The organism is Bacillota bacterium (assembly GCA_023511485.1).
Classification (GTDB): domain Bacteria; phylum Actinomycetota; class Aquicultoria; order Aquicultorales; family Aquicultoraceae; genus CADDYS01.
Map to the genome: position 1 here is coordinate 1 of JAIMBH010000007.1, position 17,712 is coordinate 17,712.

General features: G+C 45.6%; 16 protein-coding genes and 2 pseudogenes. 9 read left to right on the forward strand and 9 right to left on the reverse strand.

The genetic code is table 11. From position 1 onward, the window contains the following. Positions 1–278: 278 nt before the first annotated feature. Together K6T91_03335 and K6T91_03340 are read right to left on the reverse strand one after the other, a co-directional pair. Positions 279–1,007, reverse strand: coding sequence for a CPBP family intramembrane metalloprotease (locus K6T91_03335; protein MCL6471827.1), 729 nt, complete (start codon positions 1,005–1,007; stop codon positions 279–281). A 515-nt stretch (positions 1,008–1,522) separates the two neighbouring features. After that, positions 1,523–2,656 carry a site-2 protease family protein gene (locus tag K6T91_03340; GenBank protein MCL6471828.1) on the reverse strand — a complete coding sequence of 378 codons (1,134 nt, stop codon included), beginning with the start codon at positions 2,654–2,656 and terminating at the stop codon, positions 1,523–1,525. Between the two features lie 159 nt (positions 2,657–2,815). Here K6T91_03340 and K6T91_03345 point away from each other — a divergent pair. From K6T91_03345 to K6T91_03360, 4 genes and pseudogenes are all read left to right on the forward strand, one after another. Next, positions 2,816–2,934 (forward strand): annotated as a pseudogene (locus K6T91_03345) (ATP-binding cassette domain-containing protein). Between the two features lie 256 nt (positions 2,935–3,190). Then, positions 3,191–4,813, forward strand: coding sequence for a phosphoenolpyruvate carboxykinase (ATP) (locus tag K6T91_03350; protein ID MCL6471829.1), 1,623 nt, complete (start codon positions 3,191–3,193; stop codon positions 4,811–4,813). 216 nt (positions 4,814–5,029) lie between these two features. Continuing rightward, complete coding sequence (locus K6T91_03355) at positions 5,030–5,788, forward strand: glycosyltransferase family 2 protein (protein MCL6471830.1); 759 nt, start codon at positions 5,030–5,032, stop codon at positions 5,786–5,788. A 14-nt stretch (positions 5,789–5,802) separates the two neighbouring features. Next, positions 5,803–7,503 carry a glycosyltransferase family 39 protein gene (locus K6T91_03360; protein MCL6471831.1) on the forward strand — a complete coding sequence of 567 codons (1,701 nt, stop codon included), beginning with the start codon at positions 5,803–5,805 and terminating at the stop codon, positions 7,501–7,503. 61 nt (positions 7,504–7,564) lie between these two features. On the opposite strand, the gene K6T91_03365 is transcribed toward K6T91_03360, so the two are convergent. The 7 genes from K6T91_03365 to K6T91_03395 form a co-directional block, all read right to left on the reverse strand. After that, positions 7,565–7,840 carry a hypothetical protein gene (locus K6T91_03365; protein ID MCL6471832.1) on the reverse strand — a complete coding sequence of 92 codons (276 nt, stop codon included), beginning with the start codon at positions 7,838–7,840 and terminating at the stop codon, positions 7,565–7,567. Between the two features lie 67 nt (positions 7,841–7,907). After that, complete coding sequence (locus K6T91_03370) at positions 7,908–10,541, reverse strand: cation-transporting P-type ATPase (GenBank protein MCL6471833.1); 2,634 nt, start codon at positions 10,539–10,541, stop codon at positions 7,908–7,910. A gap of 151 nt (positions 10,542–10,692) precedes the next feature. Beyond that, on the reverse strand, positions 10,693–11,061 hold the full coding sequence (locus K6T91_03375; GenBank protein MCL6471834.1) for a hypothetical protein: 369 nt from the start codon (positions 11,059–11,061) through the stop codon (positions 10,693–10,695). Between the two features lie 209 nt (positions 11,062–11,270). After that, positions 11,271–11,528, reverse strand: coding sequence for an SHOCT domain-containing protein (locus tag K6T91_03380; GenBank protein ID MCL6471835.1), 258 nt, complete (start codon positions 11,526–11,528; stop codon positions 11,271–11,273). 134 nt (positions 11,529–11,662) lie between these two features. Next, positions 11,663–12,076, reverse strand: coding sequence for a hypothetical protein (locus K6T91_03385; protein ID MCL6471836.1), 414 nt, complete (start codon positions 12,074–12,076; stop codon positions 11,663–11,665). A 70-nt stretch (positions 12,077–12,146) separates the two neighbouring features. Continuing rightward, entirely contained in the window at positions 12,147–13,046 is a 900-nt protein-coding gene (locus tag K6T91_03390) for a 4Fe-4S cluster-binding domain-containing protein (protein ID MCL6471837.1), read from the reverse strand. Between the two features lie 160 nt (positions 13,047–13,206). Beyond that, a complete protein-coding gene (locus K6T91_03395; protein MCL6471838.1) occupies positions 13,207–13,566 on the reverse strand; it encodes a hypothetical protein in 360 nt (119 codons plus the stop codon). Between the two features lie 515 nt (positions 13,567–14,081). Here K6T91_03395 and K6T91_03400 point away from each other — a divergent pair. The 5 genes and pseudogenes from K6T91_03400 (at position 14,082) to K6T91_03420 (ending at position 17,593) form a co-directional block, all read left to right on the forward strand. Further along, positions 14,082–14,645: a 2-oxoacid:acceptor oxidoreductase family protein gene (locus K6T91_03400; GenBank protein ID MCL6471839.1), complete on the forward strand. Its 564-nt coding sequence runs from the start codon at positions 14,082–14,084 to the stop codon at positions 14,643–14,645. Continuing rightward, a pseudogene (locus tag K6T91_03405) lies at positions 14,642–14,995 on the forward strand (4Fe-4S binding protein). The gene K6T91_03400 and the pseudogene K6T91_03405 overlap by 4 nt, the downstream one beginning before the upstream one ends. Positions 14,996–15,040: 45 nt before the next feature. Next, the gene (locus K6T91_03410) at positions 15,041–15,394 is read left to right on the forward strand and encodes a hypothetical protein (GenBank protein MCL6471840.1); all 354 of its coding nucleotides are present in this window, start codon (positions 15,041–15,043) and stop codon (positions 15,392–15,394) included. Further along, complete coding sequence (porA, locus tag K6T91_03415; protein MCL6471841.1) at positions 15,394–16,575, forward strand: pyruvate ferredoxin oxidoreductase; 1,182 nt, start codon at positions 15,394–15,396, stop codon at positions 16,573–16,575. The genes K6T91_03410 and porA overlap by 1 nt, the downstream gene beginning before the upstream one ends. A gap of 70 nt (positions 16,576–16,645) precedes the next feature. Then, entirely contained in the window at positions 16,646–17,593 is a 948-nt protein-coding gene (locus tag K6T91_03420) for a pyruvate ferredoxin oxidoreductase (protein MCL6471842.1), read from the forward strand. Positions 17,594–17,712: the final 119 nt, after the last annotated feature.

Here is a 17,712-nt window from a genome sequence, read left to right on the forward strand (position 1 = left end):
AAAGCCCGCATATGGAATAATAACCCCAATACCTTGCATCGGAAACATCGCAATTGAATTTGACCGTTTCGGCGAGGTGCTTTAATGACTCATTCATTTTTAGCTCCTTCGTAAATTCAGAGGAAAAGCGAAGCTTATTGTGTCCATCTTAAACATACCTGTTTAGTAGCCTATCTTTATTATCCCCGAAGTCATAGCGAATAGTAAAGACTATAAGGAATTGTTGCTGACAACAGTCAATTTTCAAAGAATACCAAGTAGCGCCCGACTCCCTACCTTTATTCTGATTCAGAATAAACATCAGGCCTCCAGATAAGTAAAATTCTTACATCCAAGAGCGCGTGGACAACCATCGATAGGATAAGGCTCCCAGTCAATACATACATAGCAGCAAGCCAGATACCAAGCAAAAATGTGATTATTATGCCTGTAATACCTTGATAGGTATGACCCAGAGCGAAAATGGCCGAGGAGATTAGTGCTGGCGTAATTATTGGGATTCCAGGAAGATATGTTAATAGATAAAACATAAGAAACCCACGGTAAATGATTTCCTCACTAATTCCGGCTGTGCTGGAAAGAGCAATCCAAATTCCTCGCTCCACGCTTGTCTGAGGAAGCATCGGGGCAATAAGTTTTGCAGATTGCCGAACCCTTTCGCGATACCTCGGACCCATCGACCTCAGCGTGATAGCTGCTATAAAAACTAGACTCATAGCTAAGAGACCGATTGTTATCTCTGCCGACCTCCCAGATGGCAATCTAAGGCCGATACTATCCCTAACCGGTAGCGAACCTATACTAAGAGATACAAGGATATAGATTACCATGACCCATTGCAGCATTATAGAGTTCAAATAGTAGCGGACGCGCGATATAGCGCCTGATTCGAATAATTTTATAAATCTTTGATAACCTAACTTGCTAATGACTGGCTGCGCAAAGACAAGATATGCGACCAACAGGCTCATCATAAAAAACGATATTAGATACGTTAGTTTTGGCATAACCGTACTGCTCCCAGGTGTACAGTCAATCTTTTGATTTAGATTTTATCATTAAGGCAGGTACGTTAAACCGAATAACAGATAACGCCGCAACCAGCGGCGTTATCTGTTATATTATCATTCGGGGGAACAATCTGCATCATTAAGCAATGATAGAATTTAATGGCAACAGCAATAGTTAACTTAGCCAGATATGCCTTTTACAGTTTTGTAAAAATCGCACTCCATACAATTGGCCAACTTTTGGGCAAATGTACCTTGCACTACACCGCCGCACATAGTGCCGGAAACTTTCCAGCACGCCCTACCGTTGGCGGGATGGGCAGGGCAATCTCCGGTTAAATTTCTGCCGCATTTTTTAAATTCCCAGCAATTCACCAATATCACTCCTCCTATATCCTACTATACCGCGGGTTTATAGGGTTTATTATCGACACCAATCTTAGGTAACTTAACACCCATACGGGGGATTTTGTAATAAACTTCATCCCGTACGGGCATACCAGAGTAGGCGGTTAAGCAGCCGGCCTACCGGTTTCTTCGATATGAAGCTTCCTTATTACAGCCCTCCTAACATCGGTGCTCGTCAATATTCCCGCCAGCCTTCCGTCCTTTACTACGAGCATACGACCCTCCGCCTGGGTAACCAGTTTTGGTAAGATACTGAAGACGTCCGCTTCTGGAGCAATTATTATTCTTGAAGATGCCGGGCGCATAACATCGCCTACACGAGTGCTTACCCAATCTTCACGCGGCAGGTTTTCAATACTGTGAATAGTTATCATGCCCATAACCTGTTCATTTTTAACAACTGGATAAGCCACCCAGTTATGCCTTGCAAAGTGGTCTCTTACCATCTCCTCTATTGTGATTTCAGGGCTTACGGTTTCCGGATTCTCGGTCATGATTTCCCCAACTTTTACACCTTCAAGAGCCTCGTGATAGACAACTTCCTGGTACTCTGCCTGCGCCGCACGCAGTAAATACCACCCAAGAAGCACAAACCATATTAGCGTAAAGACACCTATAAAGGGCCCAATAATGCCGATAAATATCATTGCATATGCGATACCTCGCCCTACGGCCGCAGCAATACTCGTGGAGCGCACCAGGCTTCCTGTAAAATACCATATTGCCGACCGCAATACCCTTCCACCATCAAGCGGAAAACCGGGCAGTAGATTGAACACACCAAGAATAATGTTAACGTAACCGAGCCAGAATGCTGCTATGCCAACTGGGCCAACAACCTGACGTAACCCTAAGTAGATAGCGATAAAAATTACCCCAAGCCCTATGCTGCTTAGAGGCCCTGCAACCGCCATCTTAAATTCTATTCCTGGAGTTGGCGGTTCCTCTGTTATCCTTGATACGCCACCAAAGATCATAAGCCTTATGCCTTCTATCTTAATCCCGTTTCTTATCGCTATAACTGAATGCATCAGTTCATGAAAAAGAACCGATCCAAAGAAAAGAAGAGACGTGACTATGCCAATTGCTATATAAGCAACTGGAGTTAATCCCGGAATCAATTGCGGAAAGAGGGAGAAAGACAGGGCAAATGTTATTATCGCAAATATCAAGAACCAGCTGTAGTCCAGACTTATCTCGATACCATAAATCCTTCCGAGCCTTATGCCACCGTTCATGGTTAACACCTTTCATTTATTATAATAAATTACCTGATACAACTACCTTTTCTTTACCCGCTGGGAGAAAAGCAAAACCGTGCGCTAGGTCAAGCACGCAAAAGTCTTAGCCGTAGAGAAACTAAAGAAAACCTATAGAAAGCTAAATGCCTTAAAAACATCAGTTTTGACGTTGAAGCGAATGAGATATTCGCCTAATAGGTCCTAACGGAGCTGGAAAGACCACCACCCTTCGTATCACCGCAACTATCCTCAAGTCTACCTCGGGAGCGGTAAATATGTAGTTAACGCAATCCCGTTTACGCACTTATTTATGACTGCCCTAATCTGTTCTTAGGTAATTATCCTGCCATCTTTTACAGCATTGCCTATGAAACGGTATTCTTTGCCGCATTTGCCGTCTCTACCCACCCTATTATATAAATTGCTAAATTACCTGCGTGTAGGTATTCTATTATATATAAGGAAATACCTACCAGGGAGAAGTGATCAATGGTAAGCACTCAAATACCTCCACGCTCTGCTTGGAGAGCGATGATTGAAAGCCCATTTTACGCTAATTCTGTAAGAAAAACGACAATTCCAGAGCTTTATGAGCTGGCGAAGAAGCAGCCGGAAGTTATAGTGACGTCACACCCTTTCCACAAGCCGGAGCAATTCGGCCTTCCCTCCGATGCAAAGGTACTTGTATCAAACGACGGGGGAATCGTAGGGCGTACAGCTAGAGCAAGGCGAATCATAAGGCAGATGAGTAAAAAGGAGAAGGGCGAGTTTCAGCGCATCCTTAGTGAAGCGATATATCAGCTCAACAAGCGTGAAGGATTGTGGCTTGAGGCGATTGTTGGTCTTCATCCAAACTTCTCAATAAAAGCCAACCTCTTAAGCCCTGCAACAGATGCGAAAAACATGTTTGACTGGGGAGTCAACTTTGCTCCCTGCATAGAACCATGGATAAGTATTTATAACAATGCTAAAGAAATGGAAGAGCCAGACATCTTAGTGCTTGCCGACCCTGAGTGGCGGCATCCTGACTTTCCCGACAGCCTGGTCATCATCGACGAAGACGAGAACTGTGCTGCACTTCTTGGGCTTCGCTATTTCGGTGAGAGAAAGAAGGGGACTTTAACCATGGCCTGGACCATAGGAACTAGACAGAATATGGTCGCATGTCATGGTGGCATAAAAGCTATTGGGGATAAGCCGCCAATCGCGGTATTTGGGCTCTCCGGATCAGGTAAATCCTCTTTAACAAATAGTCTTGACCATGGCGGGACGCTAAATGAGAATGAGAAAGTAACGGTTGTTCACGATGATGCATTCTTAATCGATCTTGATGCGGATTTTACAGTCGCACTTGAGCCAAGCCTTTTCGATAAAACCGACGCAGTTAAATTTAAAGACCCAATCATCAAATACTTCTACTCCGCGCAAAATGTCGGAGTCACACAACTCAATGGTGAGCGGCTCATTATCGCTGAAGACATCAGGAACGACAATGGGCGCTGCATTAAATCGCGGGACATGTTTAATCACAGCAACTATTGCGGTCGGCCAGGAAGCGTTATTTGGCTTCAAAAAGACCCATCCCTCCCGCCAGTCAGCAAGGTCAATGACATCGACCTCGCAGTTGCCATGGGGGCATCGCTCAGTACTATGCGCGCCAGAGGAGTTGAAAACGTACCTCCCGAAGAACTTGAGAAATTGGTTATCGAGCCTTTTGCAAATCCGTTCAGAGTCCATCCACTTATGGTTGATTGCCAGCAGTTTAGAAAGCTATTTAAGCTTGGCACTGATTGTTACGTTATGAACACACATGCCTTCGGTTTGCCCGGCAAGGAAATCGACATTACTTTACAGCTGTCTCTTTCTATCTTAACGGCCATAGCAAGAGGGGCGATAGAGTGGACAGAATGGGAACATTTTCATGGGCTTTTAATACCGGCAAACGGAGCCGAGCTCTTTGGCGCAGATTATGACGATAAGTACAAGCCTCAGAGCGATATTGACTACATCAAATTCCTGAGAAGGAGAATGCAGGATCGAATCACATACCTCTCCAACAAGCGAGACCTTGAGGGCGAAATGGAAAATATGTTTATCGACCCGCTTATAGCAGCAAGGGTACGTATTGACGATATGTTAAAGCCGCAGGTCTAAAGATAGCAAGGTCTAAAGACGGCTAGATCTTAAGATAGTCAACCTTTCAACAACCGGTGTGTATGTGGGCATCACATAATGCAAACCCAGAAAAACTACGCAGTCTGCAGGCTGCGGCCCCATTTTGAAGGTTTATTTTGCAACGTATTTGCGAATTCTGTGCTTACCTACCAGGCGTATGTTTTAGACGTCTCATCGTTGGGTAAATAACGTTGCATGGTTTCACGAGCACAAGCAGCAAGACAACCTAAGCATGTTGCTACCGAGAAACGTGTTTCTGTTGTTATTCCCGCCTATAACGAGGAAAAGCATATTGTTTCCACGCTTAGAGATGTACACGAATACTTAACCCGTAAAAAGGAACCATTTGAGATTATTGTAGTCGATGACGGGAGTTCCGACGGTACTGCCTTTCTCGTGCGCCGTATAGCCACAGAGCTGGGCTGCATCAAACTTATAACGTACTCCCCAAATCGAGGTAAAGGTTACGCGGTCAAGCGCGGCGTGCTTTCAGCAAGCGGAAAATATATCTTAATTTCGGACGCCGATCTCTCCACACCTATTGATGAGTCGGATAAACTTATCGCCCTATGCAGGGAATCGGCGGATATTGTTTTCGGCTCCCGAGGTCTTGCAGATTCCAAAATCGAAACTCGGCAAACATTTTCCCGCTTTTTAATGGGTCGCATATTTAACCTGATGGTAAGAGTGATTGCCCTACCAGGAGTTTACGATACACAATGCGGATTTAAGTGCCTGAAAAAGGATGCAGCGCACAGTCTTTTTGATTCACTGGTTACTAATCGATTTGCTTTTGATGTAGAACTACTAATGAGAGCAAAAAGGGAAGGTTATGTTATAAAGGAAGTTCCGATACGTTGGAGGGATATCCAACCATCCACGGTACGCCCGTTAAGCGATGCTATAGAAATGTTCATCCATCTCCTGAAAATACGCAGGCTTTTAAAAAAATAAATTAGGAGGGGAACTTGAGCCGTAATATCGCTTATGTAGCAGCCGCTGTTTTGCTACTGACCATGCTTGGCATGCTTATATTAGATGCAAAAAGCGACTCCGCAACCATGGACGAACCTACCCATATTGCAGCTGGTTATACTTACGTTAACGCCCTCGACTATCGGCTGAACCCAGAACATCCGCCTCTGGCAAAAGACTTGATGGGTTTGGCCGTTTCAACAATGCAGGTCAAATACCCGTTTGACTTTTTCTACCGCCACATATCGCTAGAATATGAAAATGGTTATAAGTTTCTTTTCCACAGCGGCAACGACGCCGACGCAATTCTATTTCGTGGACGTCTTGCGATTATATCAGTCACAGTTATCCTTGCAATCTTCGTATTTCTCTGGTCAACCGAGCTCAATGGCACAATGGCAGGGCTCTTTTCTCTTTTACTTTTTGCATTTGATCCAAATATAATCGCACATGGTCATTTGGCAACTATGGATATGGCCATATCTGCGGCTTTCTTGATTAATTTATATTTCATCTGGAAATACTTAACAAAACGTTCAAAACCGCTGCTTATTGCCTCTGGTGTAACTGCAGGATTAGCATTACTCACGAAATTTTCGGCGCTTCTGCTGCTACCAGTCTATATAGCGCTCATTTTGTACATCGCTACTAAAGGACATGAAGGCGATGGGTGCCGTTTTGAACTTAAGCGATTAAAAGACATTTTGGCTATATTCACCGTTATATGCCTGATCGGTTTTATCGTTTTTTTTCTTGGCTATACGATTAACATGCTTCATATGCCATCTTCCGTGCAAGCGGATATAATTAATTTAAAGCTTTCCGAGAGAACGCCCTTTTTGGCTTCGTTTCTCTCAAACATTGACTTAAGACCGATAACATATTACATACTCGGCCTTACAATGGTTGGCAACCACGTCGCAGGGGGCCATTCCATATTTTTATTGGGCAGAGTCACTCAAGGTGTTCACTATTACTATCCGGTTGTTTTTGTTCTCAAGAGTACACTGCCCACGCTTATCCTATCTACCTTGATACTTGCGTTTGGAAGGCGAGTTAGATCACAAAGCCGGCTTGCTGAGGTAGCGCTAATAAGCAGCATCCTCGTTTTTGGTGCGGCAGCCATTATGGGTAAACTCAACCTTGGACTCAGGTACGTGCTTCCTGTCTACCCTCTCCTTTATGTATATGCAGGCAAGCTTGTAAACCTATTTAAGTTTGATTCTCTCAAGCAAAACTCTGGTGAGTTACTCCACCGCTTCGGGTCTCCAAAAATTGTCCTTAATATATCGCTTATCATCCTAGGCATATGGCAGGTTATTACCTGTCTTGCCATATCCCCGTATCACCTCTCGTATTTTAACGAGATTATTGGCCCGACCCGTGGAAGTCAAGTGTTCTCTGATTCAAATGTAGATTGGGGTCAGGACCTTAGAAGGCTGCATAAGTATGTCGAGGACAATGAAATCGATCGCATATACATCGATTACTTTGGTGGCAGTATAATAGAATACTACTTTGGGAATAAGGCTGTTAAGTGGAGTGGAAAGAAAAGTTGTAGGCCCCATGGATGGTTTGCAATATCCGTAACCAATTATAACCTCGAAACCGCCCAGGGAAAATACCGCTGGCTACGTAACTATAAACCGTACGCGCGTATAGGATATTCAATACTCGTCTACAAGCTTCCTTGATTGAGGCAATAGATGCTGAGTTTTACTGCTGCGGTTAATAAGTGTGCCGAGGTAATTTTGCCTAGGATACCTTCCACATACCATTCGGGTTTTTCTTTGCAAGTTCCAGTAAATTATTTAAAACGCCAGATATTCTTTCTCTTATAAGCCGTTCGTGTTCGTTATCGATATCCATCGATATACAGTCTATGGCTTCTTGAAGCATCTTCTCCGTTTCCTGGCCCAGTTTGCCATCCAAGTCCTTGAACTTAAAATACACGTCGTAATTCACGCCGATAGTCTCACCGATAACAATGCCGGACATCCTGCCGTCAGGTTCGTTTATCATTATACGCATAATTTCTCTAACCCCATATACCTGCTAACATGCCTGCTAATTTGGATATATTATAACTTAATATAACTTAAGAGATCATTTTTCTCACTTCCATCCAGAAGGTAGAGATAAAGGCGGCGCCAATCGCAAGAATCCATTCACCTGCTGAAAGATAGGCAAGTTTAAGCGCAGGGTGAAGAAACGGCGTCAGCACTGCAAATACTACCAGACCGATTGCCGCCAATGCCCATATGACCATCGGCTTATTGCTAAAAAGGCCCAGCTTCATTAGCGGATCTGAATCCGACCTCATATTAAAGGCCAGAAAGATATGGGTAAAAATCCAGGTTGCAAAAGCCGAAGTCTGGGCCACAGTGCTATTACCTGTACTGCTTTTAACGTACAAAAATACGCTTGTTACAGCAACAAATAGGACAAGCCCACCGGTTATGATGCCGCTGATCATCGCTCGGTTCATAAATCGCTCTTTTGGGTCGCGCGGTGGCCTATCCATAATGTCTCGTGCCTCAGGCTCTGCGACGAATGCAGCCGATGCTCCAAGGTCCATAAATAACTCTAGAACAATTATTTGTATCGGTGCGAAAGGCAAATCGACCCCAAGAATAATTGGCAGTAGAAATATTGTGATCAGGCCTGTCTTTACCGCAAGGTAGTAGCGAACTCCTTTTCGCAGGTTATCAAATATTCTTCTTCCGCCGCGTACTGCAAATGCGATGGTAGCGAAATTATCATCGGTAAGAACCATATCCGCTGCTTCACGCGCAACGTCGGTGCCGGTCTCTCCCATCGCGATACCGATATTAGCCTGACTAAGTGCAGGGGCATCATTAATGCCATCACCAGTAACCGCAACTATCTCTCCATTTCTCTGTTCAGCCCGAATAATTCTGAGCTTATCAGCCGGCGTTATTCGGGCAAAAACAGATGTATTCTTTACTATCAGCCCAAGCTCCTCATCGCTCATGCGTTTTAAATCTTCGCTCGTTACCACCCTTGCATCAGTATCGATTCCCACCATTTTGGATATCGCTTCAGCGGTAACAGCATAATCGCCAGTAATCATTATCACACGTATGCCTGCATGCTTGCTCTTAGCAATCGCCTGAGGCACATCCTGCCGTGGCGGGTCTAAAAGCCCGACAATACCAACAAAAGTAAGCCCGCTCTCCACCGCTTCTCTTGAAATGTACCTATCATGCGTGAGTTTCTTATATGCAAAAGCGATTACGCGCAAGCCATTTTGAGCCATTGCACTAACATGCGAGAGCACCTCCCTTTTTCTATCGGGAGTCATTGGCTTTGTCTGGCCTTCAGAATCATATCTAACTGACCTATCAAGGATAGATTCGGGAGCGCCTTTTGCAAAAACATACAACCTGCCGCCTCTCTCAAATACCCCAGACATTAACTTGGTAACTTGGTCAAAGCTAAACTCGTTTACCAACCGATACCGGTGACGAACTTCCTCTGGATTTTGGTTAGCCGCAGCCGATGCTTCGACCAATGCAACATCGGTTGGATCACCCATATAGCTCAAACCATCTTCTGATCGCTCTAAAACCGCATCATTGATCAGTACGCCTATCTCAAGAAGCTTTGTATCCTCCTGGGTAAGCTGAGCAAGCGGTGATTTTGTAAATTCAGTAATCTTACTATCGGTCGAGATTAGGGATACCAGCATATGGTTCTCAGTAAGCGTACCGGTCTTATCCGTCGCAATTAGAGTAACGCTACCTAGCGTCTCAGCAGCCCTCAACCGTTTTACCAGGGCATGGCGCTGGGCGAGTTGAAGTGCTCCAAGTCCCAAGACCATGGTTATAATTATGGGCATTTCTTCAGGAACTGTTGCAAATGCAAGGCTCAGCCCGGTAAGCACCATGTCCCTGAGCGGACGTCCCTGAAGAATTCCGGCTACAGGAATAAACAAGCTAAAGCCGACCGCAACCCAAATAAGATAGCCGGAGAGTTCCCGCATGGCCAATTGCAAAGGCGTTTTTGGTTCTTTGGCTTCGCGAACAAGACCCGTGATACGACCAAGTTCTGTATTCATACCAGTTGCAATTACTGCCGCTTTTCCCCGACCTCTTGTAATAACTGTGCCGGCAAATACCTTATTCTTTTGTTCAGCAAGCGGAGCTGTTCCCGGGACAAATCCAAGCGAATCCTTTATAACTGGAACGGACTCACCTGTAAGAGCTGACTCATCTACCTCAAGACCATAGGATTCGACAAGCCTTGCGTCTGCCTGGACACGCTCGCCAACTCTAAGCAAAAGGATATCTCCCGGTACCAGGTCTTCGGTTTTTATCTCTTGCGGGCGCCCATCTCGGATTACGAGCGCTAATGGGGCAGATAATTTCTGCAGCGCGGAAATTGATCTTTTTGCACGGTACTCGTTGTAGACCTCGGCAAAAACAAGAGCAGCGACGACAAAAACAATGGTTAAGAAATCTCCAAAATTACCCCAAATACTATAGAGAACCGCTATGACCAGTAGTAACAATATCAGCGGCTCTCTAACTTCTTCCCAGAATATATCAATAAACGTAACCTGCTTGGGCTCAACCAGCCGATTCGGCCCGTATTGCGCAAGCCTTTTCCGCGCCTCATCCGTTGTAAGACCCCTATCCGGATCGGTCTTTAGCGATTGCAATAGTTGCGATATCGGTCCTTCTGATGAGATCTGCCACTGTGCAGCCACTATCACCACTCCAATTCTTTTAGCGAAACTTGCTACTTGTATACCCCTTTTCGCTAATATACAGGCAAGAGAAAAGCCGCAATACTACTGCTGCGGCTTTTCTCTTGCCCCTTTCGTATTTAAAATGGCAGTTGGCTTAAGCGATACTTATTTAAGTTGCCAGGTACTCACTTGCCCACCGGTCTATCTCAGCTCTGATTTCTCTCTCAAGGTCAGCCAGACGTCCTGAATCAACAAATATCACGGGCTCCTCATCATGAAGTGCCAGTGCTACCTGGATTGGATACAGCTCCACAATATCCCCTTCATGGCGAAGAAGGACGTATACTTCTGATTCATAAGAGCTTTTTGCGTAGGACCGTTCTATATCGGCCTCCAGCATGTACCCACCCTTTAAGAAAACCTCCCTGTTCTCTCTTATAATGGCAGTAATTATCTCGGTCAACTTATGCTCAGTGTGACTTACTAAATCCATGCTCTGTGCTGCAAGATTCTTTTCTGAGTTTCGACCGTATGTCATGATATACCTAACCCCTTGTCTCAAAGTTTTGCTGTCACCATCATTATACGATGAAGTTCGGCAAAGCGTAATGGCTGTCAATGGCTGGCTTCTGTGAAGCTACAGTAACTCCAGGAAAATAGCGCCCCTCATTTTTAGTATTTGAGAGGCGCTATTTTATTCAACTTCCCTATGTATTTCTGCAGTTGCGACTAAATTTCAAGTAAGCCTTAACTCATAAGGTCCTTCTTTTTGGTCTCGTATTCTTCTTTGTCTATTTCGCCTCTTGCATATCGCTCTTTAAGAATATCTAATGCGCTGTGTGTAGCACTAACTTGTGTCAACACATTGCGATTCTGCCCGCTTAAATACCTTATAGCAAGAACTATGCCGCCTATAACAAGAGCCCAAAAAACAAACATCATAAACATTGCTGCAAGCCCCCCAAAACCAAATCCAGGACCGTATGCATGACCCCAGCCCCACATCAAAGATAACCTCTCCTTTCTTGACCGGATATAATGCTGATTATAATCTATAAAAATGGTATGAAAAAGAGATGAAGGCCTTATGCAAAAGCTATGAATTTTAAACTTAGCCCCAGAACATCTTCAGACCAGCTTCAATCAAGCATTGATTGAAGCGCAGACTTAAGAACCATATAGGCCACTATCGCTTCCAATGGAACCATGGCAAGCGATGTTAAAGCCGCAGCAAGACGCACGCCCCTACTCGATCCTTCCGGTCCTTCAACCCATAAAAAAATATTTTTTGTTGCCCCGTAGGTAAATGGAACCACTATCTGAAGCGATAGCCCGGTCAGGAAAATCGCACCCGCATGCACAGTATTTGCAAGATTACTTTCGCTTATCATTACTGCAGTCGCCAGAATAGAAGTACCAATAAGCAGGAATACTTCAGCAAAATAACGCATTTGCTCCAAATCCCTGGCAGGCTTTGCTATACCGGCGCGAGGACTGCGGGAAAACGGAATGACTTTATCTGCGTTTTTTACTGTTGCAATGCTGTAAAACATTATAACCACTTATTGCTATTATCTCCGTGTTTTGCCAATTCAGTCAGTGATTTTTAAAGCCAAGATATTCTTAAAGTATCCTTAAACCTGCTTTTTTTGCATCAGACACAGCGTTTTCAAACTCATCTTGCGTTATTCTTCTATCCATTGGCGGGTATTTCGAAGCTTTGTGGCTGGGATAATACTGATCCATTACATTCACGCAAGTTTGCCTCGATATTTTCTTGGCTAAGAATTCCATTGCATCTGCTGTACCGGCTAAGTTTTCGGGTAATACCAAATGACGCACTAGAAGGCCACGCACTGCAACTCCGTTATCGTCGATAACCAGATCGCCTACCTGGCGATGCATCTCAGTTATTGCAGCCTTTACAACTTGAGGATATCCTTTCACTCCGGAGAGAAGTAAAGCCGTGGCAGCATCCATGTACTTGATATCTGGCATGTAGATATCGATAACGCCATCAAGAAGCCTTAGCGTAGGGATACTGTCGTAGCCGCCCGTGTTGTAGACCAGTGGAATGGTCAATCCCCGTTCTGCTGCAATTACGAGTGCCTCAAGGATTTGCGCAACCACATGACTTGGGGATACAAAGTTTATATTATGACACCCTACCTCTTGAAGTTTTAGCATAATCTCGGCGAGCTGCTCAGCATTTACCGTATGACCTTCACGAAGCTGGCTTATCTCGTAGTTTTGGCAGAATACACAGTGCATATTGCATGAGCTAAAAAATATTGTGCCAGACCCACCCCATCCAACAAGTGAGCTTTCTTCTCCAAAATGCGAATTATAGCTTGCGATTTTTGCATATCGACCGGTTCTGCAGGTTCCATTTGCATCTGCACCGGTTCTATCGATCTTGCAAAGCCAGGGGCAAAGATTGCATGAACCAAGACGCTTAATCGCTTCTTGCGCTCTTTTCTCAAGCAATCCTTGTTTATGAAGCTCTAAATAGCTTGGAGTCAAATTTTATCACCGTATATATTATACGGTATTTAGTCCATCAATTTCTCAACATATAGGCTTCGTTGCCAATCTACCCTGGGATAAGGTCCTTAATCTTGCAGAAAGAGTGCCGTTGGAGCCCTTTTACTTTTCAGGTTAGCCATATAATTTTAGAAGCTTCTTATGCTGTCTTGTGCAACACATTAAATGCCTCTTCTAAATTTGTTACGTGCCGTAATTCGTGCGGCGTTAATAGAGCCTTAATCTCCTCAAGTCGTTCGGTCGAGCTAATTACAGCCAAGACAACTCTTCTTGCGTAATCCGGTATATTTGCCGGATACCGAAAACATCTTATTTCTTTTACGTCATCTGCGATATGCAAATCGCCGCTTAAGTCGACAATAACCGGTACAGTCCCGAACTTCGTGGCGCCTTTAACCACCAAATGCAAGGCGGTAAAACTGTTTACCGTTAAATCTCCTTCAAGTTTGATATATGGAAAACCCTTTACTTGGCTATATACCAATTTCAATTCGGCCATAAGCACTCCTCTGTAAATGATTATCTCAAGCGTCCTTATATCCAAGAGTTGCATTTTATAACCCGTATCAAAACCCGAGTCAGTAATTTATCCCAAGGCTTGCATATAAGGGCCGTTTTTAAATCTAACTCTCAATAAAGAACTTCCATTTGACGTTATTATCTTCTCCTTGCCGTAAAAACTACTGTTATTATAGCCTTAATTGTTCCATTAGTATAAAAAGTGTCCTTTGACAAAACCCTGCGATCCCTTGCAAACAAATCCTGTGGGCACTAACACTATCAAATTCTCAACAAATATTGACAGCTGGGAATTATGCCAACATCCATCCAATACATCCGGATGAATGGCTCCCTTTAAATTTTAGAGAGCTTTATTATCATATCACCTCGACAGATCCCCATCCACCAGCTTTGTGTAAAAATAAAAATTCTGCAATTAGGGTATTTACGAAAAACAGGGTGTGATCTATAGCAAAAGTTACCCATAAGTACCCAATGAGCTGAAGGAGAGCAATGATAGAGATACGCTGGCATGGCAGAGGCGGCCAGGGTGTGGTAACAGCTGCCAAAGTGCTTGCTGCTGCGGCGCTGGATCAGGGAAAACACATACAGGCATTCCCGGAATTTGGACCGGAACGTCGAGGTGCTCCAATTCAGGCATTTACGCGAATTGACAACAATCCGATTAAGCTGTTCTCACATGTAACCTCACCGCATATTATTGTAGTTCTCGACCGTACGCTTGTCGGCAAAATCCCTTTCACTGAGGGACTCGTCAAAGACGGTACGGTCATTGTCAATTGCCGGCATTCGGCCCAGCACCTTCGTGATGAAATTGGGCTTAGCTACGGCAAAGTATTTGCCGTTGATGCTACAACTATTGCCAATGAAACCATTGGTAGGCCCATTACTAACACGCCTATGCTCGGTGCGCTAATTAAGGCCACTGAAATACTGAATATTGATGCCGTCAAGCAAGAGCTTCGGGCTTTCTTTGGGGCAAAGTTAAGCCCTAAAGCAGTACAGGCAAACATAGATGCGCTGCAACGTGCTTATGAGGAGGTGCACGGTGAATGAGCAATGAACAATCTTTCGAAAACAACCGCGAACATTTGCATATCTACGATGGCGAGCCTGTTGAAGAATTTAAGGGAAAGCCGGGCTGGCGTGATATTATCGAAGGCGCAGTTATTGTAGATGCCGGTAATGCCGAGCGCTATCATACCGGTGACTGGCGCACTGAGAGGGCAATCTGGATAGAGCAAAGATGTATCCAGTGAATGATATGTTGGATGTACTGCCCGGATGGGGCGTACTTGGTAAAGGACGAAAAGGTTGCCGGTATAGATTATAACCGTTGTAAAGGATGCGGTGTTTGTGCCGAACAATGCCCGGTTGATGCGATCGCTATGACCGAAGAACTATAGCAAATCTGAGTAAATTTAGGCCAAGGTAGATTGGGGGTTATAGTAGTGACATTTTCCAAAACCGAGGACGAAATACCCAACGAACCGGCAGACGAGGGAAAAACCGAGACTTATAATACAGATTATAAACGTAAAGGCGGAAAGCGAGCCAAGCATGAAGCAGAATACCAGTGTGAATGGCCATCCCAAGGTGAGGCAGCGCCTGAGAAGCATAAGCTTCACCACCATAGCGGGCGGGAGCAGGCGGCTTTGGTCGACGAGGAAGACCTGTCCCCCGAGCCTGGCAACCCTGATTTCTGGCCCTCGGCGGAGCTTGATCAAGACGAGACCTGGGAGCCGCCAGCACGAAATAAACCTGATAGTTCACCCTGGTGTGAGATTCAGGAAGGTGAAGAATAGTGGCCATCCGGGTTGCATATACTGGTAACGGGGCTTGCGCGCAGGCAATGCGCCAGATAGAGCCGCATATGGTTGCAGCATACCCCATTACCCCGCAAACCGAAGTAGTAGAAGAGTTCGCTCAATTTGTAGCAGATGGCAAGGTGAAGACAAAGTTTCTGCCTGTCGAGAGCGAACACAGCGCCATGAGCGCGTGCATTGGTGGAGCTGCAGCAGGAGGGCGCGTGATGACTGCAACCTCATCCCAAGGTCTTGCCTTCATGTGGGAAATGCTATATATTGCCTCAGGGCTTCGCCTACCAATCGTTATGGGTGTAGCTAACCGAGCGCTCTCAGCCCCTATCAACATCCATGGTGATCACTCCGATACCATGGGTGCGCGAGATAGCGGTTGGGTGCAGCTTTACTGTAAGACAGTTCAGGAAATCTACGATACCATTATTCAGGCAGTACGCATCGCTGAGCACCATGAGGTACGGTTGCCTGTCATGGTGTGCTACGATGGATTTTCGGTCTCGCATAGTTTGATGGATCTGGAGATGTTGACTGAAGAGCAAGTAAAGAACTTCATCGGTGCTTTTAAGCCTCGGTATCCGCTACTTAATGTCGCCAACCCTGTTACCTACGGACCGCTAGCCCTTTATGATTTCTACTTTGAGTTTCGGCGCCAGCAGGCTGAAGCAATGAAGAATGCGGAGCGCATCATTGAAGAAGTAGCAGAAGAATATTCCGCTGTTTCCGGACGCCGCTACAGTACTATTGAGCCATACCTACTCGGCGATGCTGAAATCGCGTTGGTTAGCCTGGGCTCCACAGCAAGCACAATCGAGTATGCAGTTGACAGGCTTCGCGGCGAAGGGATCGCCGCAGGCGCGCTAAGAATTCGGACCTTCCGTCCCTTCCCGGTAGATGCTATCCGCGAGGCTTTAGCGCCGGTTAAAGCAATTGCTGTAATGGATCGGGCAGAGAGCCTATCCGGTTGGGGTGGTCCGGTCGGAATTGAGGTCAAAGCAGCTTTTTACGAGGCCAAATCCCGGCCACTACTTATCAATGTAATCTACGGGTTAGGTGGCCGCGATGTAGGCGTCGATGATATATATGGCGTTTTTCGACAGCTGATGCAGGCTGTAGACGCAGGTAAAGTATCGCAGCCTGTGTATTACTTGGGGCTGCGTGAGTAGGCGCGAGCTCCTTAAGCTGATTTTATCAGCTGGTATATGTGTTAGTAAAAACAGCTATGAGGTGGTCGATGTGGTTGTAAATTTAAAAAGATTCTCGCGCAAACCCGAGTTATTTACCGGCGGGCACCGTCTCTGTGCAGGCTGCGGCATTGCAACTATAGTCCGCCAGGTACTTATGGCGGTCGAAAACCCTGTCGTTGTCTCAAACGCAACCGGTTGTCTTGAAGTCGGCTCCACTATCTATCCATACACGAGTTGGAAGGTGCCCTGGATTCATAGCGCTTTCGAAAACAGCGCGGCAACAATCTCCGGTGTGGAAACTGTCTACCGGGCGCTTAGGGAAGAGGGTGCAATAACCGAAGATATCCGCTTTATTGCCATCGGTGGTGACGGCGGCACTTATGATATCGGCCTGCAGGCACTCTCAGGGGCACTCGAGCGCGGGCACGACTTCACCTATATTTGCTATGACAACGAGGCCTATATGAACACCGGCATGCAGCGCTCCAGCTCAAGTGCCTATGGTTCCTGGACCACGACTACTCCGGTTGGCAAAATTGGTAAGGGTAAGATGGTTAAGAAAAAGCCGCTCACCGATATTGTTGTCGCCCACCATATCCCTTATGCAGCTCAGGCCGCCCCGGGTCACTGGCGCGACCTCATGACTAAAGTGCAGAAGGCACTTGCAACCAGAGGGCCATCCTTTCTAAACATCTTGCAGCCGTGCGTGCCCGGCTGGCGCATTGAGCCTTTTGAAAGCATGAAAGCGGCGAAACTCGCAGTTGAGACCTGTTACTGGCCGCTCTACGAAGTTGTAGACGGTTCCTACCGAGTCACAGTAAAGCCGAAGGAGAAAAAACCGCTTGTCGAGTATCTTAAGCTGCAGGGACGCTTCCGGCATCTTCTTTCTGAAGAAAACCGACCACTGCTTGATGAGCTGCAGGCAGAGGTAGATGCAGCATGGGAGGAACTTCTGCAAAAGAGCGAACCGTCAGAGGCGAATCCGGAAACGAATTAGACCAGCAACGCTCGCTTCAGTGCAAACAACTGTTAGACTTTTACTATCAACAGGCCGGGTAATTATCAATTAGCTCTTTTAATAGTCTTACCGGACTGCGCCTAACCAATGCCTCCACT

Bases quoted from the DNA above. Each gene is read 5' to 3' on its own strand.
- K6T91_03335 (MCL6471827.1), bottom strand. From the start codon at position 1,007: ATGCCAAAACTAACGTATCTAATATCGTTTTTTATGATGAGCCTGTTG.
- K6T91_03340 (MCL6471828.1), bottom strand. From the start codon at position 2,656: ATGAACGGTGGCATAAGGCTCGGAAGGATTTATGGTATCGAGATAAGT.
- K6T91_03350 (MCL6471829.1), top strand. From the start codon at position 3,191: ATGATTGAAAGCCCATTTTACGCTAATTCTGTAAGAAAAACGACAATT.
- K6T91_03355 (MCL6471830.1), top strand. From the start codon at position 5,030: ATGGTTTCACGAGCACAAGCAGCAAGACAACCTAAGCATGTTGCTACC.
- K6T91_03365 (MCL6471832.1), bottom strand. From the start codon at position 7,840: ATGCGTATAATGATAAACGAACCTGACGGCAGGATGTCCGGCATTGTT.
- K6T91_03375 (MCL6471834.1), bottom strand. From the start codon at position 11,061: ATGACATACGGTCGAAACTCAGAAAAGAATCTTGCAGCACAGAGCATG.
- K6T91_03380 (MCL6471835.1), bottom strand. From the start codon at position 11,528: ATGTGGGGCTGGGGTCATGCATACGGTCCTGGATTTGGTTTTGGGGGG.
- K6T91_03385 (MCL6471836.1), bottom strand. From the start codon at position 12,076: ATGTTTTACAGCATTGCAACAGTAAAAAACGCAGATAAAGTCATTCCG.
- K6T91_03395 (MCL6471838.1), bottom strand. From the start codon at position 13,566: ATGGCCGAATTGAAATTGGTATATAGCCAAGTAAAGGGTTTTCCATAT.
- K6T91_03400 (MCL6471839.1), top strand. From the start codon at position 14,082: ATGATAGAGATACGCTGGCATGGCAGAGGCGGCCAGGGTGTGGTAACA.